We start from the raw sequence: 15939 nt of genomic DNA on the forward strand, positions 1-15939 counted from the left end.
CGTGTCCGGTTCTACCGAGAGCGACGCGGGATGACGCAGTTTGAGGACAACGCGCGAAGCGTGTTGCGGGGTCTGGGGCAGCGCCCCGGTTTCGGGAAGGGGCGGGGCTGGGGAACAAGCCCGCCGCAGGCGCAAGCAACCCGCACCCCCACAAACCTCAGATCGGCCGGACCCCAACGGGCCCGGCCGATCTGCCATGCCGGCGTACCGCCGTCGGTAGATGCCCAAAGGCCATCGAAAAGAGGAGGTACACGCCGGCATCACCACCCGCAGGAAAGGAATCCGCATGCCGCACCTCATGCTCGAACACTCGGGCAACATCCGCGAACAGGTCGACGTCGAGGGCCTCTTCAAGGAACTGCATGCCGCGCTCTCGGAAGTCGGCGGCTTCCGTGTCCAGGACTTCAAGAGCAGGGCCGTCCGCCTGCACGCCTTCATCGGCGACGGCACCTACGAGCAGGCCTTCGTCAATCTCGACATCCGCACCTTCGCCGGGAAGCCGGCGGAGGCGAAGCGCCGGATCAGCCAGGAGGCACTCCGCGTGCTGGGCCGGCACTTCCACCGGACGATGTCGGAGACCTCCTGCGACATATCGGTTCAGATCACCGAGCTGAACCGCGAGAGCTATTCCCGTTCACGTTCCGAGGACCTGGAACTCCAGGTCCCGTCACTACAGGAGAGCACCGCACCGTGACCGAATACCAAGGAAAGCGCGTCCTCGTCGTCGGCGGGAGCTCGGGCGTCGGCCTGGCGACCGCCCGGCGGTTCGCGGCGCTCGGCGCCGACGTCACCGTCGCCTCCCGCTCCAAGGAGAAGATCGACGCGGCACTGGCCACGCTCGGCGAGCGGGCCACCGGACAGTCGCTCGACATCACGGACGACGCCGCGGTCGAGGAATTCGCCGCGGCGGCGGGGGAGTTCGACCACGTCGTCATATCGGCGGCGGAGACCCCCATGGGCCGGGTCGACACCCTCCCGCTGGAGGACGCCTACGCGGCGATGAACAGCAAGTTCTGGGGCGCGTACCGCCTCGCCCGCGCCCTGTCCGTCCGGCCCTCCGGCTCGCTGACACTCGTCACGGGCTATCTGTCCGTACGCCCCGGAAAGGCGGCGGCGCTCCAGAGCGCGATCAACGCGGCCCTGGAGGCCCTGGTCCGCGGCCTGGCCCTGGAGTACGCGCCGCTGCGCGTCAACGCGGTCTCCCCGGGGCTGATCAGGACCCCGCTGTGGGACACGCTGCCCGAGCGGAGCCGCGAGGCGATGTACGAGGCCGCGACGGGCCGGCTGCCCGTCGCGCGCGTGGGCGAGCCCGAGGACATCGCGGAGGCCGTCGTCTTCGCGGCGGGCAACCCGTACACCACCGGCACGACCCTCTTCGTCGACGGCGGCGGCTCGATCGCCTGACCCGCCCGCGACGCCCGCGACGCCCAGGACGGGCTGGATCGTGCGGATCCAGCCCGTCCGGCGCGTGCGGACCACGAAGCCCGGCACCCCCACACCGCCCGGAGAACCGTCTACGGCCCAGAACAACGGCGCCTTTCCCACCACGGAGCAGTCATGATCTACGTCAACCGCCCGGTCGTCGCACTGCCACCCCACGAGGTCACGCTCAAGGAGATCCAGGACGACATCGTCCGCGCGCACCCCGACCACCCCCGGCTCCCGGCCATCCTGCGCGTCCTGGACTCGACCGGGGTCCGGCGCCGCCGCTTCGCCCGGCCGCTGGCCACGGTGGCCGCCGACCGGCCGGCGGCGGAGAGCAACGCGACCGCATACGCCGATCTGTGCGAGCTCGCCGAGCGGGCCGCGCGCGAGGCCCTCGACACCGGCGGTCTCGGCCCGCTGGACGTCGACTGTCTGATCACCACCCACGCCACGGCGTTCGCCGTACCGGGCCTGGACGTCCACCTCGTCAACGCCCTGGGCCTGCGCTCCACCGTCAGCCGGATCCCCATGACCCAGCTCGGCTGCGCGGGCGGCGCCCACGCGCTCGTACGCGCCGCCGAGTTCCTCGCGGCCCACCCGGGGCAGCGCGTGCTCGTCGTGGCCGCGGAGATCCTCAGCTCGGTCTACCAGCACAGTGACGACAGCATGGAAGCGATGATCTACAAGGCGCTGTTCGGCGACTCGGCCGGCGCCTGCGTGGTCTCCGGCACCAGGCCCGCGGGGCAGGCGTTCCGGGTGGACGACACCTGGGAGTACGTCGTGCCGGACAGCACCGAGCGCTACGAGATGACGCTGGACGACCGGGGCTTCCACTTCGGCAGCACCCCGGCCGCGCTCAAGGGCGTGGGTGACCTCATGCCGCACCTGCGCGAGTGGCTCGGGGCGGAAACGGGCGCCTGGAAGCCGCAGTTCACGATCGCCCACACGGGCGGCCCGCGCATCCTGACGGACCTCGCCACCGGCCTCGAATGCCTTCCCGAGGTCACCCGCCACTCCTGGGAGAGCCTCCAGGAGCGCGGCAACCTCGGCGCCGTGGCCGTGCTCGACGTCCTGGCCCGTACGTACGAAGCACCGCCCGCCACCGGGGACACCGGCGTCCTCATCGGCTTCGGCCCCGGCTTCACGGCGGCGGCGTGCCGGGCCACGTGGTGCGGGCCCACCGGACTCGCCACGGAAGAGGCCACAGAAGTCGCCACAGCAGAGGTCACGGAAGAGGGGGAGCGGTCATGAGCGGGGCACCCGTGGTGCTGGATCTGGTCGGGCCGGGCGCGGTCGACATGACCGGACTGCTGTCCGGGCCGATCCGCGGCCTGGAGCTGGTGGACGTCCCGGCGGCGGAACGGACCGGCCCGTACGCGCCGTTCACGGAGCTGGTCGTCCATGTGGCCGCCGACCCCGCGTGTCCGGCGCCGGACATGCCGATACCGACCGGCGCGCACACGCTCTTCACGCTGCGCGATCCGGACCGATGCATTCCGGTCACTCTCGATGTCACGAGCAGGAGGTCCGCACAGTGATCCTCGCCCCCGCCACCGGCTCCGCGACCGCGATCCTGGAACGCATGGTGCCCTCCGGCGTGCTGCACGCCGGGTGCGACGACGCCGAGCACTGGCAGCTGTGCGAAGCGGAGCGCTTCCGCCTCACCCCGGACCCGGGCACCGAGACCGCCCTGATCGTCCTGGAGGGCGACATCACGCTCTCCCTGGAGGAGACGCCCCCGGTCGACGCCCGCGCGGGCCAGGTCGTCCTGATCCCCCCGGACGCGAGGGGCGAACTCCACACCCGGCAAAGACGCGTCCGCCTGCTGGGCCTGACAACGAGAGGCGGCGGCCCTCCCTCATAGCCACGTCTCCGACCGCGTCACCCCTCTGAAATCACTCCGAATCGCCCTGAATCACTCTGAATCACCGGGAAGGATTTTGCAGTGCCGGTAATCGATACACGCAACGGTCCCCTCGAACACGTCGTCATCGACGGCGACCCGGACCTGGCGCCCCTGGTCTTCCTGCACGGCGGCCTCGGCTGTCTCGCGGCCTGGGGCCGCTTCCCCGCCCGGCTGGCCGCCGCCACCGGCCGCCGCGCCCTGGTCTACTCCCGCCACGGCAACGGCGGCAGCGGCCCCGACCCGCTGCCGCGCACCCCCCGCTATATGCACGAGCACGCCCAGGACGTGCTGCCCGAACTGCTCGACGCGCTGGGCATGCGCCGCCCCGTCCTGGTCGGCCACAGCGACGGCGCTTCCATCGCCCTGCTGTACGCCTCGGCGCACCCCGTCGAGGCCGTCGTCGGGATGGGCCCGCACATGTACTTCGAGGACGAGAACCGCATCGGCATCGAGAACGCCCGCGCCTCCTACGAAGCGGGCCCGCTCGCCAGGAAGATGGCCATGGTGCACGACGACCCCCGGGGCGTCTTCGACCGCTGGAGCGGGGTCTGGCTCTCGCCCGCCTTCCGCGACTGGTCCATCGAGGACGACCTCGATGTCACCGCGCCGGTGCTGGTGATCCAGGGGGACGCGGACGAGTACGGCTCCATGGCCCAGGTCGACGCCGTCGAGCGCGCGGTCGGCGGCCCCTTCCGGCGCCTGGTCCCCGAGGGCGGTGACCACTACCCCCACCTGGTCCACCCCGACCTCGTCACCGACACCGTCCGCGACTTCCTCGCCGCGCACCAGCAGCCCGTGGCGGCCGCCCGATGACCGCGCCGGCCCCCGTACGCCTCGACGCCCTGCTGGCCCGCTCCGCGCGGGCCCACCCCGACCGCACCGCCCTGGAAGGGGGCGGCGAGAGCTGGACGTACGCCCAACTGGACGGCGCCGTCGACGCGTTGGCAGCAGAACTCGCCGCCACCGGCGTCGCGCCGGGCGACCGCGTCGGCGTCTACGCCCCCAAGACCCCGGCCACCGTCATCGCCCTGTACGCGGCGCTGCGGGCCGGCGCGGTGACCGCGCCCCTCGATGTCGCCGACCCGCCGGAGCGCACCGCCCGCATGATCCGCAACGCGGGTCTGTCCCTGCTGGTGACCGTCGACCGGGCCCTGACCGGGGCCCGCCACGCCGCCACCCGCGCACGCGACGGCGCGCCGGCCGACGAGGGCGCCCTCGACCACGGCCTGCACTGGCTGCGGGTCCTCGCCCCCGAGGAGCGGCCCGGGCCGCTGCCCGCGCCCACCGACTCCGGCGGCTACATCCTCTTCACCTCCGGCAGCACCGGCTGGCCCAAGGGCGTGCTGCTCTCGCACGAGAACGTCGCCCACTACGCGCTGTGGGCCGCGGGCGAGTTCGGCCTCACCCCGGACGACCGGATCGGCTCCCAGGCCGCCCTCACCTTCGACCTGACCACCTTCGACCTGTTCAGCGCCGCCGCCGCGGGAGCCTGCACGGTCCTGATGCCGGACGTGCTGCGGGCCTTCCCGCGCGATGTCGTCGGCTGGCTGACCGAACAGCGCATCACCGCCTTCATGGCCGTCCCGTCGCTCTACCACAACATGCTCCAGCAGGGCGGTATCGCCGAAACCCCGCCGCCCGCCCTGCGCATCGCGGCCTTCGGCGGGGAGGCGTTCGCCCCCGAACTGCTGGAGCGGTACCTGTCTCTGCTGGACGGTGTGCCCTTCTACAACCTGTACGGCCCCACCGAGACCAACGCCTGCACCTACTACCGGGTGCCGGCCGACTGGACCGCCGACCAGGAACTGCCCATCGGCCGCGGGATCGGCGGCGTCCACATCGAAGTGCTCGACGAGGACCGCCGGCCCACCGACGGCGAGGGCGAGATCCACGTCGCAGGACCCGTCGTCTTCCAGGGCTATCTGCGCGGCGGCGCGCCCGACGACCCCACCGTCACCGTCACCTGTCGTGACGGCGTGGCCCGCCGGGCCTACGCCACCGGTGACATCGGCCGGATCACCGCCGACGGCCGGGTCTTCCTGCGCGGCCGCCGCGACAACCAGGTCAAGCGGCGCGGCCACCGTATCGACCTGATGGACGTGGAGAACGCCGTCCTGGAGCTGCCGCGGATCGCCACCGCCGCGGTCGTCGCCAAGGACGGCCCGTACTCCGGCCAGATCTGGGCCTACGCCCAGACCGACGCCACCGAACGGGAGGTCCTGGCCGCGCTGCGCGACGTGCTGCCCAAGCGGATGCTGCCCGACCGGATCGTTCCGCTCGCCACCCTGCCCACCACCACCAGCGGGAAGGTCGACCGCCGCGCCCTGAGCGACACCGCCGGCCACACCGCAGCCCCCGCACTCCAGGAGGAGATCACCGTATGAACAGCGTCGAGGAACTCTGCACCCTCATCGGCAGCCGCATCACCTGGGGACGCGGCGAGGACGCCGGCTCCCTGAACGCCGACACCCCGCTGCTCGAGATGGGACTGCTCGACTCGCTGGCGATCATGGAGATCGTCGCGGCGCTCGACAAGGAAGCCGGCATCACCCTGCCCGACACCGAGATAGTCGCCGCCAACTTCCGCTCCCCCAAGGCCCTTTGGGTCGCCATCGAGAACCTCTCCGGCGAGGGCCGCAAATGAGCGTGGCGGTCGGCGCGGCGCTGCGCACCGGCGCACCGGAGACCGAGGAACTCGTCGACTCCTACCGGGACCTGGCCACACCCGTGGTGAAGCGGATCGCGGACGCCGACTTCACCACCCAGTGGCAGGCCATGGCCGACCTCGGTGTGCTCCGCCTCGCCCCGCCGGACGCCGGGGCACCGGGCCCGGTCACCCGCTCGCTCGCCGTGATCGAGGGCATCGGCCTGGCCGGCGCCGACCCGGGCCTGTGCTACGCGCTGGCCTCGCAGATCTTCGGGATGCAGTTCCCGCTGCGGGACGCCCTCGGCGCCGACGCCTGGCGCGCGGTCGCCGACGTCCAGGACGGCCGGGTGCTGCTGTGCCACGCGCTGACCGAACGCGGCGGCGGCAGCGACCCGTTCTCCATGCGCACCCGCGCCCGGCGCGACGGGGACGGCTTCGTGCTCGACGGCGCCAAGACGTTCATCACCGCCGCCCCCGTGGCCGACCGGGCGATCGTCTTCGCCCGTACCGCCGAGGGACGCTCGCCGTTCGCGCTGTCCGCGTTCCTCTTCCCGCTCGACCTGCCGGGGGTCCGCCGCGGCGAGACCTTCGCCAAGACCGCGCTGCCCACCGTTCCGATGGGGGAGCTCGTCTTCGAGGGCGCCCGGCTGCCGGGGAGCGCGCTGCTCGGCCAGGAGGGATCCGGACTGGCGGTGATGGCCTCCACCACCGCCTGGGAGCGCTCCGTCATCCTCGGCTACGCCCTCGGCCCGATGCGCCGCCTCCTGTCCCGTACCGTCGAATGGGCCGCGGGCCGCGAGCACTTCGGCCGCCGCATGGGAGCGAGCCACCAGGTCGCCGGGCGGGTCAGCGACATGGCCCTGGCGCTGCACCGCTCCCGCGTCCAGCTCTACGCGATGGCCGGCCGGCTCGACGCCGGTACGCCCGCGCGGCAGCTGGCCGCCGAGGCAGCCCTCACCAAGATCTCCGTGTCCGAGGACTACGTACGGATGACCGAGCACGCCACCGCGCTGGCCGGCGTCCGTGCGTTCCTTCCTGGCCTCCCCGGCACCCCCGGCTCCGACCCCGGCTCCGATCTCGCCGCCGACCTGGCCGGCCCCATGGCGGCCCTCACCTACGCCGGTCCGAACGACCTGCTGCGCGTGGGTGTCGCACGGCAACTCGGCCTGCCCGTCGAGAACTGACCGGCCGGGACCCGACCGGCCGACCACCGACCCGAAGGAATTCGATGACGCTGCCGACCCAACTCGACGACCTGCTCAAACTCGCCGCGGAGACGGGCGAGCGACTCGCCCCGCTCGCCGCCGACACCGACACCGGACGCGACGACGGCCACGAGACCTACCGCATCCTGCGCGAGTCCGGTCTGCTCGCCCTGCTCGTCCCCCGGGAAGCGGGCGGCGCCGGCCTCGGCTTCGGCGACTACTGGCGGGTGCTGGCCGAACTCGGCGCGCACAACGGCGCCGCCGCCCTCGGCTTCAACATGCACCACGTCGTCATCGGCGCGCTCGCCGATGCCGCCGGCGCCCGGCTGCCCCCGGCCGCCGAGACGTTCCGCGCCTGGATGCTGGACGCGGTCGTCAACGGGCACAAGCTGTTCGCCTCCGCCACCTCCGAGGCCGGCCGGGGCGCCAAACTCCGCGGCATGCGGACCCGTTACCGCCTCTCCGACGACGGCACGCACTACATCCTCAGCGGCGAGAAGTCCTTCGTGTCGCTGGCCGGCGTCGCCGACTACTACGTCGTCGCGGCCTCGCCCGACGACGGCGCCGAGGACACCGCCGAGGCCTCGCACTTCGTCGTCGCCGCCGACGACCCCGGCGTGAGCTTCGGCACCGTGCAGCACATGTCGGCGATGTACGGCACCAGCACCGCCCCGATGACGCTGGACGAGGTCCCGGTGCCCCGCTCCCGCCTCTACCTCGGCGTCGAGGGCATGTCGCTGTTCAAGGTCGTGCGCGAACCGCACTGGATGATCGCCGGCTACACGGGCGCCTACCTCGGCATCGCCGAGGCCCTCTTCCGGCACACCGTCGACTATGTCACCGCCTCCCCCGCCCGCGCCGACTCGGCCGTCGTACAGCAGGAGCTGGGCCGGATGTCCGCCCGGCTGCGGGCCGCCCGCGCCCTGGTGCACGAGGCCGGTGACCTCGTCACCGCCGAGCGCGGCAGCCTGGAGGCCAACGCCATGGTGCACGCCGCCAAGTACGTCGTCGGCGAGGTCGGCCCGCAGCTCGCCCAGGACGCGCTGAGGCTGTGCGGCTCGGCCGCCGTCAGCCGCAGCCACCCGCTGGAACGGCTGATCCGCGAGACCCGGTTCGCCCATGTGATGCCCGCCAAGCCGCAGGAGTGTCTGGAATACCTGGGCAAGGCCGCGGTCGGCGTCAACCTCTACGACGCCCGGGCCTTCGCATGGTGACCGCCGTCCAGGACGAACTCGCGGTGACCCGCGACGCCTTCCGGGCCCTGATGGGCTCGCACCCCAGCGGCGTCGCCGTCATCACCACCGCCGACGCCGAGGGCACGCCGTACGGCTTCACCTGCACCGCCCTGTGCTCGGTCTCCCTCGACCCGCCGCAACTGCTGGTGTGCGCGGGCAACAACGGGAGCACCCTCCCGGTCCTCGCCGCCCGCGGGGCCTTCACCGTCAATCTCCTGCACGGCGCCGGGCGGCGCGCCGCCGAGGCGTTCGCCGGGCCGGCCGCGGAACGGTTCAGCACCGTCCCCTGGCGGCCCGCGCCCGTCACCGGCCTGCCGGCGCTGACGCGGGACGCCCACGCCACCGCCGAATGCCGTGTCGCCCGGATCGTCCCGGCCGGCGATCACACCATCGTGATCGGCGAGGTGCTGCACACCCAGACGCACACCCAGTCACACACCCGGGCCGCCGAGGAGGCGCCGCTGCTGTACGGCATGCGCCGCTACGTCACCTGGCCGTCCTGACCGCCGGCCCCGCCCGCGCCTCACCACCACAACACCCCACCACACACGAGGAATCCGCATGTACCGCACCCTGATGAAGTCGAAGATCCACCGCGCCACCGTCACCCAGGCCGACCTGCACTACGTCGGCTCGGTGACCGTCGACTCCGACCTCATGAAGGCCGCCGACCTGATCGCCGGCGAGAAGGTCGACATCGTCGACATCGACAACGGCGCCCGGCTGTCCACGTACGTCATCGAAGGTCCGGCCGGCTCCGGCGTCATCGGCATCAACGGCGCCGCGGCCCGGCTCGTCAGCCCTGGCGACCTCGTCATCCTCATCGCCTACGCCTCCATGACGGACGCCGAGGCCGCCTCCTTCGTCCCCTCGGTCGTCTTCGTCGACGAGCGCAACGCCGTTTCGGGCCTGGGCGGCGACCCGGCCGAGGCGCCCGAGGGATCAGGCCTCAAGCGCGGCGACCTCGTCGCCAACTGATCATTCCCATGCACCCGTTCAGGGAGGTGTCATGACGATCTCCGTGATCAGCGGCGGCACCCGCGGCATCGGACGGGCACTGAGCCTCAGGCTCGCCGCCCTCGGCCACCGGGTGATCGCCCTCTACCGTGGTGACGACCTCGCCGCACAGCAGACCGCGAAGGCCGGTGACGGCCGGATCGAGACGCTGCGCTGCGACCTCGCCCGGCCCGAGGAGATCCAGGCGGTCTGCGACGGGATCACCGGCCGGTACGGCGCGCCGGCCGTGCTCGTCAACAACGCCGGCGTGAACCGCGACCGGCCGTTCCTGTCGATGAGTGCCGAGGACTGGGACACGGTGCTGGCCACCAACCTCTCCGGCCCCTTCCACCTCACCCGGGCCCTGGCGCCCGCGATGGTGGAGGCCGGCGGCGGCAGCATCGTCAACGTCGCCTCCACCACGGCGATCCGGCCCCGCGCGAACGGCGCCAACTACTGCGCGAGCAAGGCGGGCCTGCTCCAGCTCACCAAGTGCCTGGCCCTCGAACTCGCCCCGCACATCAGGGTGAACGCCCTGCTGCCCGGATTCACCGACACCGAAGAGGTCACCGAGCGCTACCGCCTCGATGACCCGGAGCGGCTGGCCGCCGTCCTGGACACCGTCCCCGGCCGCCGGCTCGGCACGGCCGAGGACATGGCCGACGCCCTCGAATTCCTGGTGACCGCGCGCAGCGACTACGTCACCGGACAACAGCTCATCGTCGACGGCGGCCACTTCATGGGTTGAACCCAGCGCCGGTCCCCCCACCGGTCCGCACCGACGGATTCCCTCACCTCTCAGGAGAAGAAGCGCATGCGACTGACCCGGCAACAGGCCGACCACTACCACGAGCACGGATTCCTCATGCTCGAATCCCTCCTCGACCCGCGGGAGGTGGACATGCTCCGCGCGGCCTTCGAGCGCGACGCGAAGGTGCCCGGCCCGCAGGTGGTGACCGAGGAAGGCGGCACGCGGGTGCGCGCGGTCTACTCCTCGCACCAGCGGCAGCCCGAGTACGCCGGTCTGATCCGCGACCCGCGCGTCCTGGAGCCCGTCCGGCAGCTGCTCACCGACGACGTCTACGTCTACCAGTTCAAGATCAACGCCAAGCCGGCGTTCGGCGGCGACAGGTGGGCCTGGCACCAGGACTTCCTCGCCTGGCGGCTCGTCGACAACCTGCCCGCACCGCGCCAGGTCAACATCGGCGTCTTCCTCGACGATGTCACCGAGTTCAACGGCCCGGTCATCTTCCTGCCCGGCTCGCACCGCGACGGACTCGTCCACGAGGGCCGCTCGGCCACCGCCAGGTCCGAGCAGCACCTCGACCCCGACGACATCTCGCTGTCGCCGCAGCAACTCGCCGAACACGTCGACCGGTACGGCATGACCAGCCCCAAGGGCCCGGCCGGCTCCGTCGTGCTGTTCTCCCCGGAGATCGTGCACGGCTCGTCCCCCAACATGTCGCCGTTCGCCCGCCGGCTGCTGATCGCCACCTACAACGACACCGCCAACCTGCCACGGCCCGACGGCGAACCCCGTCCCGACCATGTCGTGTGCCGCGACACCGAGCCCCTGCGCCCGCTGGCGGCCCCGTTCTCCCAGACCCTGACGGCGGTGACGGCATGACACAGCGCACCGGACGCGCCGTCGTCCTGGAGGAGTTCGCCGAGCCGCTGCGGCTGCGGGAGTTCCCGCTGCCCGAGGCCCCCGCCGGCGGCATGGTCGTCGCCTGCGGATACGGCGGCGTCTGCGGCACCGATCTGCATCTCCAGCAGGGCCACCTGGACATCCCCGTTCCGCTCGTGCTCGGGCACGAAGGGCTCGGGGTCATAAGGGAGCTGGGTGCCGGCACCCACCACGACGCCACCGGGGCGCCGCTCGCGGCCGGCGACACGGTGATGTGGGCCTCCTCCATCGCCTGCGGCGTCTGTCCGCCCTGCCGGCTGCACCGCGAACCGACCCTGTGCGAGCGGCGCCGCACCTACGGCGTCAACCGCGGCCTCGCCGACGGCCCGGAGCTCTCCGGGGCCTGGGCCGACCACATCGTGCTGCAGCCCGGCACCACCGTGGTCAAGGTCCCCGACGGCACCGACCCGCTCGCCGCCATGTCGCTGGCCTGCGCCGGGCCCACCGTGGCGCACGCGCTGTACGAGAGGCGGCCGGTGCGGCTGGGCGAGACCGTGGTGGTGCAGGGCAGCGGCCCGGTCGGACTGGCGGCTGCCGCGTTCGCGCAGCTGGCCGGTGCGGCCAAGGTCGTCGTCCTCGGGGGCCCGGCCGGCCGGCTCGAGAGGGCCGCCGCGGCCGGCATCGGTGACGTCCACCTGGACATCGCCGGCGCCGCCGACCCCGCGGAGGTCCTGCGCGAGGCACGGGCCGCCACCGGCGGGGACGGCGCCGACCTGGTGATCGAGTGCGCCGGAGTGCCGGCCGCCGTCGGGCAGGGCCTCACCCTGGCCCGCCGGGGCGGCAGTTACCTCATCATCGGCCAGTACACGGACGCCGGTGACACCCTGATCAATCCGCACCAGATCGTCCACCGGCAGCTCGACGTCGTCGGCTCCTGGGCCTTCACCGGCGCCCATCTCGTCGAATACGTCCGCCTGTTGCCGGCCCTCACCCGTCGGTTCGACCTGGCGAGCCTGGTGACGCCCTTCCCGCTGGAGCGGCACGCCGAGGCACTCACCGCGGTCGCCGACGGGTCGGTGATGAAGGCGGTGCTCACGTCCTGACACCTACCCGGCCAGCGCCCTCAGCGCCTCCTCCGTCGCCCGGTCGTCGGGAAGGTAGGCCAGCAGGTGGTGGCCCGGCTCGTCCACGGCGGCGAGCTTGACGTACCGCAGCCGCAGATCACCGGCCACCGGGTGGCGGAAGTGGCGTACGGCGGGATGGAACGCCGAGGTCTCCCGGCGGCCGTACCAGCGGACCGCGTCCGGGTCGGCCAGCAGTTCCTCGGTGATCTCGGCATACCGGAGGTCCTCCGGATGCCGGGCCGCCTGCGCCCGGAACTGGCCGAGCAGGCTCCGCGCCTCCGGCTCCCAACTGGCCAGCAGCGTACGGGCCGGCGGCCAGCGGAACACCAGCCACAGCAGATTGCGCTGCTTGGGCGCCAGCCGCGCCAGGTCGGTGAGCAGGGACGTGTACCCCGAGTTCCAGGCCAGCAGGTCCCAGTGCGGGTCGAGCACCACGGCCGGGTTCGGCGCCAACGACTCCACCAGCGACAGCAGGTTCCGCGACACCCACCCGGGTGGCGGCTCGGCTGCCGCGGCGTGCTCGCCGAACGACAGCACATGCGCGGTCTCGTCCGCGTTCAGCCGCAGCGCCCGCGCCACGGACCGCAGCACCTGCTCCGACGTACGGACCCGCCCCTGCTCCAGCCACGCGTACCAGGAACTGCTGACCCCGGCCAGCTCGGCGACCTCCTCGCGCCGCAGCCCCGGGGTCCGGCGCCGCGGCGAGCCGGGCAGCCCCACGTCGGCGGGCGCCAGCCGCTCGCGGCGGGAGCGCAGGAACGCGCCCAGTTCGCGGCGCGGGCCGCCGGGTCCGTGGTCGTTCACGTCCCCACTCCTCCCCGCACCGCCGGCCCGCTCCCGGGGCATCGCACCGCGCCCCAGGGTGTGAGCAAGGGTAATCGGCTGCGGGGCCACCCCGGTCGGCCGCACTGATGAGCTGGATACGCCGGCCCGACAGCACCGGCAGGCACGACACAAGGAGCCCCAAGCCCCATGGATACCACCGAATCACCCCGCACCACTCTCACACCTACAGCCACAGCCACAGCCACCGGCCCGGCCGCCCCGACCGCCCCGCCGATACCCGCCGCCTCGCTGCGCCTGCTGCGCGCGGCCGGTTTCGTCAGCAACTTCGACCGCTTCTGCATCACCCCGATGCTGATACTCATCGGCACCCAGCTCGGCGTTTCGCTGACCACGGTGATGCTCGCCGCCAGCGGCTACTTCCTGGCCTACGGCCTGATGCAGCCGGTCTGGGGCCTGGCGAGCGACCGGCTGGGCCGGGTGCGGGTCATGCGGATCTCGCTGACCGGGGCCGCCGTCGCCGCGCTCTGCTCGGTGCTCGCACCCGGCGCGACGGTGCTGATCGTGGCCCGTATCGCGGCCGGCGCGTTCTTCGCCGCGTCCATCGCCGCGTCCATCACCTACGTCGGGGACACCGTGCCCGCCGCGGTCCGCCAGCGCCCGCTCAGTGAGCTGATGACCGCGTTCGCGCTGGGCACCGCCGTGGCCACCGTCGTCGCCGGGGCACTGGCGCACTACGTCAGCTGGCGGCTGGTCTTCGCCCTGCCCGGCCTGATCGCCGCCTACCTCGTCTTCGCCCTGCGCCGGCTGCCGGAACCGCCGCGCGCGGCACCCGGTGCGCTGCTCGCCCCGTTCAAGGTCGTCCTGAGTTCCCGCTGGCAGTGGTACGTCATGGCCGTCGCCATGCTCGAAGGCGGCGTCCTGCTGGGCTTCTTGACGTATATCGCGCCGGCACTGGAGGCCCAGGGCGCCTCGGTGACACTGGCCGGTGCGGTGTCCGCGCTCTACGGCGTGGGCTCGATGGCAGCGGCGCAGATGGTCAAGCGGCTGGTCGGGCGCTGGTCACCGGTGCGGCTGATCGTGGTCGGCGGGGTGCAGATGGCGGTGGCGTTCGGTCTCGCCGCGACCAGCCGGTCGGTGCCCGCGCTGGTGGGGTGCGCCCTGCTGCTCGGTGGTGGCTGGGCGTTCATGCATTCCACGATCCAGTCCTGGTCCACCACTCTGTCCCCGGCGGCCCGCGCCACCGGCGTCGCGATGTTCGGTGTGGCCCTCTACGTCGGCAGCGCCCTGGCCAGCGCCCTCGCCGCCGGGGCCGCGGAGCACCACGACTACCAGGGCATGTTCCTCACGGCCGCGATCCTCACCGTCCCGCTGACGGTGGCCGCCGCCGTGGGCCGCGCCCGCTACCGCAACTGACCCGACCCGGCCAGGCGGCCCACCGGAAGATCGCTTCCAGGCCATGCCGGTGGATCGAGGCGCCCGAAAGGCGTCGCAGGCGGCGGACGGCCCGCAGCCTGGCAGCGATCCACCGGACAGGCCTAAGCCGGCACACTCCCGTCCTCCGCCCCGGCGTCAGCCGGAAACGCGTCCACAACCGCGAACGCCCCCTCCAGCCCCGCGAGCCGGAACACCTTCCACACCCGGGGAACTCCCCGGACGAGCCGGAGCCGCCCGCCCCGGTCCCGCATCCGCCGCCGGGCCCGGAGCAACAGCCGCAGCCCGCTGGCGTCCAGAAAAGTGACCCGGCGAAGGTCGATGACGACGTCACCCCGGAACCGCTCGGTCAGCGTGTCCACACGCGGTCCGAGCACCTGCTCCGCCAAGATGTCGATTTCTCCGTGCAGTTCAATGATGATGGCGCCGTACGCCACGCGCTCCCGCATGGCGAAGGCGGGTTCGTCCACGCCCATGTCGCCCCTCACCGACCTCCCTCGGCCCGCATATGCCGTATGCCTTTCTGGTGCCCCGGCAGTACGTACTTCTCACCTTCGTCGCAAGGGTGAGAGCTCTTGGGGCATTGAGGGGCACAGGCGCGCACGGGATCGGACAGAAGTGCGCGGCGCGCCACAAGAGGCGCGCGGGGCACCGCACAAGTCCGGAGGGGAACCCCTGGAGAGTAAGGACGGGGGGAAGCGACGCCAGGTCACGGCGCCCGCCTCCCCCCGATGAGGACACGGTCCTCCAAGTACGGGCCGCAGTCGGGGGGAATCGCGGCCCGGACCCCGCAGTGAGGCCCATGTCCCTGGCCCGCCGGATTCCTGCCAGACCCGGCGCGCTTGTTCCCATCCTCCGCCCCCGCCCGGCCACGCCCGGCGGGCGAAGGACCCCCCTTGACGGGCCTTTGGTCCTTAAAGGTGCCGTGAGGAACCGTCTCCGCCGAGGCCACCGGTCCAGCATTTCGCCCATACGTGCGGTTAGACTCTCGCGTCCATAGGGGCACCGGGGACAGCAGGGGAGGCTGTGGGGTCGTGGCACAGGCGAAGAAGATCGCGCTCTACGCCGTCATCATCTTTGTGGCGTACACGATCATCCACTCCCCGGCGCGGTCGGCGGAACTCGTGCAGATAGGGTTCGAGGGCATCTCGGACGCCGCCAAGAGCGTCGGCGAGTTTATGACCCAGCTGATCAACTGAGGGCAGAACCGTGATCCGTCACCTCGTCCTGTTCAAGCTCAACGAGGGCGTCGAGCGCGACGACCCGCGCGTCGCCGCCGGCGTGCAGGCGTTCGAGGAGCTCGGCAAGGAAATCCCCGAGCTGCGCTTCTGGGAGTGCGGCTGGAACGTCTCGGACCGGCCGATCGCGTACGACTTCGCCATCAACTCCGCCGTCGACGACGCGGAGGCGCTCCAGCGCTACCTCGGGCACCCCGCGCACCAGGCGGGCGTGGCGCTGTGGCGCGAATTCGCCACATGGGTGATCGCCGACTACCCGTTCTGAGGGAACCCCGGCCGACCTGCCGGGATGACCGTCTCCGCACGGCCCAGAGGGCCC

20 protein-coding genes are annotated in these 15939 nt (G+C 72.4%); 18 read left to right on the top strand and 2 right to left on the bottom strand.

Features of this window, described 5'->3' with window-relative positions; genetic code table 11:
• Positions 1-286: 286 nt before the first annotated feature.
• The 15 genes from AB0435_RS29425 to AB0435_RS29495 all read left to right on the top strand — a co-directional run bounded on the left by AB0435_RS29425 (position 287) and on the right by AB0435_RS29495 (position 12144).
• Positions 287-694 carry a hypothetical protein gene (locus AB0435_RS29425; protein ID WP_366006981.1) on the top strand — a complete coding sequence of 136 codons (408 nt, stop codon included), beginning with the start codon at positions 287-289 and terminating at the stop codon, positions 692-694.
• Positions 691-1404, top strand: a complete 714-nt coding sequence (locus AB0435_RS29430) for an SDR family oxidoreductase (protein WP_366006980.1) — start codon at positions 691-693, stop codon at positions 1402-1404. The genes AB0435_RS29425 and AB0435_RS29430 overlap by 4 nt, the downstream gene beginning before the upstream one ends.
• A gap of 153 nt (positions 1405-1557) precedes the next feature.
• A complete protein-coding gene (locus tag AB0435_RS29435; protein ID WP_366006979.1) occupies positions 1558-2676 on the top strand; it encodes a PhlD in 1119 nt (372 codons plus the stop codon).
• On the top strand, positions 2673-2963 hold the full coding sequence (locus AB0435_RS29440; protein ID WP_366006978.1) for a hypothetical protein: 291 nt from the start codon (positions 2673-2675) through the stop codon (positions 2961-2963). Before AB0435_RS29435 ends, AB0435_RS29440 begins: the two co-directional genes overlap by 4 nt.
• Positions 2960-3289 carry a hypothetical protein gene (locus AB0435_RS29445; RefSeq protein ID WP_366428360.1) on the top strand — a complete coding sequence of 110 codons (330 nt, stop codon included), beginning with the start codon at positions 2960-2962 and terminating at the stop codon, positions 3287-3289. Before AB0435_RS29440 ends, AB0435_RS29445 begins: the two co-directional genes overlap by 4 nt.
• 81 nt (positions 3290-3370) lie before the next feature.
• On the top strand, positions 3371-4144 hold the full coding sequence (locus AB0435_RS29450; protein WP_366006976.1) for an alpha/beta hydrolase: 774 nt from the start codon (positions 3371-3373) through the stop codon (positions 4142-4144).
• Positions 4141-5715, top strand: a complete 1575-nt coding sequence (locus AB0435_RS29455; protein WP_366428361.1) for an amino acid adenylation domain-containing protein — start codon at positions 4141-4143, stop codon at positions 5713-5715. Before AB0435_RS29450 ends, AB0435_RS29455 begins: the two co-directional genes overlap by 4 nt.
• Positions 5712-5975 (top strand): acyl carrier protein, encoded by a 264-nt coding sequence (locus tag AB0435_RS29460; RefSeq protein ID WP_366006974.1) that lies wholly within the window; start codon positions 5712-5714, stop codon positions 5973-5975. Before AB0435_RS29455 ends, AB0435_RS29460 begins: the two co-directional genes overlap by 4 nt.
• Entirely contained in the window at positions 5972-7162 is a 1191-nt protein-coding gene (locus AB0435_RS29465) for an acyl-CoA dehydrogenase (protein ID WP_366006973.1), read from the top strand. The genes AB0435_RS29460 and AB0435_RS29465 overlap by 4 nt, the downstream gene beginning before the upstream one ends.
• A 44-nt stretch (positions 7163-7206) precedes the next feature.
• On the top strand, positions 7207-8397 hold the full coding sequence (locus AB0435_RS29470) for an acyl-CoA dehydrogenase family protein (RefSeq protein ID WP_366006972.1): 1191 nt from the start codon (positions 7207-7209) through the stop codon (positions 8395-8397).
• The gene (locus AB0435_RS29475) at positions 8391-8921 is read left to right on the top strand and encodes a flavin reductase family protein (protein WP_366006971.1); all 531 of its coding nucleotides are present in this window, start codon (positions 8391-8393) and stop codon (positions 8919-8921) included. Before AB0435_RS29470 ends, AB0435_RS29475 begins: the two co-directional genes overlap by 7 nt.
• Before the next feature lie 58 nt (positions 8922-8979).
• A complete protein-coding gene (panD, locus tag AB0435_RS29480; protein ID WP_366006970.1) occupies positions 8980-9396 on the top strand; it encodes an aspartate 1-decarboxylase in 417 nt (138 codons plus the stop codon).
• Between the two features lie 31 nt (positions 9397-9427).
• The gene (locus AB0435_RS29485; RefSeq protein ID WP_366006969.1) at positions 9428-10162 is read left to right on the top strand and encodes an SDR family oxidoreductase; all 735 of its coding nucleotides are present in this window, start codon (positions 9428-9430) and stop codon (positions 10160-10162) included.
• Between the two features lie 66 nt (positions 10163-10228).
• The gene (locus tag AB0435_RS29490; protein WP_366006968.1) at positions 10229-11041 is read left to right on the top strand and encodes a phytanoyl-CoA dioxygenase family protein; all 813 of its coding nucleotides are present in this window, start codon (positions 10229-10231) and stop codon (positions 11039-11041) included.
• Positions 11038-12144 carry a zinc-binding dehydrogenase gene (locus AB0435_RS29495; RefSeq protein WP_366428362.1) on the top strand — a complete coding sequence of 369 codons (1107 nt, stop codon included), beginning with the start codon at positions 11038-11040 and terminating at the stop codon, positions 12142-12144. The genes AB0435_RS29490 and AB0435_RS29495 overlap by 4 nt, the downstream gene beginning before the upstream one ends.
• A gap of 3 nt (positions 12145-12147) precedes the next feature.
• Here AB0435_RS29495 and AB0435_RS29500 read toward each other — a convergent pair whose 3' ends face one another.
• Positions 12148-12969, bottom strand: a complete 822-nt coding sequence (locus tag AB0435_RS29500) for a helix-turn-helix transcriptional regulator (RefSeq protein WP_366006966.1) — start codon at positions 12967-12969, stop codon at positions 12148-12150.
• Between the two features lie 168 nt (positions 12970-13137).
• On the opposite strand from AB0435_RS29500, the gene AB0435_RS29505 reads away from it, so the two are divergent.
• Positions 13138-14364, top strand: a complete 1227-nt coding sequence (locus AB0435_RS29505) for an MFS transporter (protein WP_366428363.1) — start codon at positions 13138-13140, stop codon at positions 14362-14364.
• Between the two features lie 122 nt (positions 14365-14486).
• Here AB0435_RS29505 and AB0435_RS29510 read toward each other — a convergent pair whose 3' ends face one another.
• Positions 14487-14870, bottom strand: coding sequence for an STAS domain-containing protein (locus AB0435_RS29510; protein WP_366006964.1), 384 nt, complete (start codon positions 14868-14870; stop codon positions 14487-14489).
• Between the two features lie 546 nt (positions 14871-15416).
• Here AB0435_RS29510 and AB0435_RS29515 point away from each other — a divergent pair.
• Complete coding sequence (locus AB0435_RS29515) at positions 15417-15581, top strand: hypothetical protein (protein WP_361532767.1); 165 nt, start codon at positions 15417-15419, stop codon at positions 15579-15581.
• A 10-nt stretch (positions 15582-15591) separates the two neighbouring features.
• Positions 15592-15885: a Dabb family protein gene (locus AB0435_RS29520; protein ID WP_366006963.1), complete on the top strand. Its 294-nt coding sequence runs from the start codon at positions 15592-15594 to the stop codon at positions 15883-15885.
• Positions 15886-15939 lie beyond the last annotated feature (54 nt).

It is taken from the genome of Streptomyces sp. NPDC051173, assembly GCF_040689515.1.
Taxonomy (GTDB): Bacteria; Actinomycetota; Actinomycetes; order Streptomycetales; family Streptomycetaceae; genus Streptomyces.

What these genes read in the sequence shown, in the direction of transcription:
- AB0435_RS29425 (WP_366006981.1), top strand. Translation starts at nt 287, where the DNA reads ATGCCGCACCTCATGCTCGAACACTCGGGCAACATCCGCGAACAGGTC.
- AB0435_RS29435 (WP_366006979.1), top strand. Translation starts at nt 1,558, where the DNA reads ATGATCTACGTCAACCGCCCGGTCGTCGCACTGCCACCCCACGAGGTC.
- AB0435_RS29440 (WP_366006978.1), top strand. Translation starts at nt 2,673, where the DNA reads ATGAGCGGGGCACCCGTGGTGCTGGATCTGGTCGGGCCGGGCGCGGTC.
- AB0435_RS29455 (WP_366428361.1), top strand. Translation starts at nt 4,141, where the DNA reads ATGACCGCGCCGGCCCCCGTACGCCTCGACGCCCTGCTGGCCCGCTCC.
- AB0435_RS29460 (WP_366006974.1), top strand. Translation starts at nt 5,712, where the DNA reads ATGAACAGCGTCGAGGAACTCTGCACCCTCATCGGCAGCCGCATCACC.
- AB0435_RS29465 (WP_366006973.1), top strand. Translation starts at nt 5,972, where the DNA reads ATGAGCGTGGCGGTCGGCGCGGCGCTGCGCACCGGCGCACCGGAGACC.
- AB0435_RS29470 (WP_366006972.1), top strand. Translation starts at nt 7,207, where the DNA reads ATGACGCTGCCGACCCAACTCGACGACCTGCTCAAACTCGCCGCGGAG.
- AB0435_RS29475 (WP_366006971.1), top strand. Translation starts at nt 8,391, where the DNA reads ATGGTGACCGCCGTCCAGGACGAACTCGCGGTGACCCGCGACGCCTTC.
- panD (WP_366006970.1), top strand. Translation starts at nt 8,980, where the DNA reads ATGTACCGCACCCTGATGAAGTCGAAGATCCACCGCGCCACCGTCACC.
- AB0435_RS29485 (WP_366006969.1), top strand. Translation starts at nt 9,428, where the DNA reads ATGACGATCTCCGTGATCAGCGGCGGCACCCGCGGCATCGGACGGGCA.
- AB0435_RS29490 (WP_366006968.1), top strand. Translation starts at nt 10,229, where the DNA reads ATGCGACTGACCCGGCAACAGGCCGACCACTACCACGAGCACGGATTC.
- AB0435_RS29495 (WP_366428362.1), top strand. Translation starts at nt 11,038, where the DNA reads ATGACACAGCGCACCGGACGCGCCGTCGTCCTGGAGGAGTTCGCCGAG.
- AB0435_RS29505 (WP_366428363.1), top strand. Translation starts at nt 13,138, where the DNA reads ATGGATACCACCGAATCACCCCGCACCACTCTCACACCTACAGCCACA.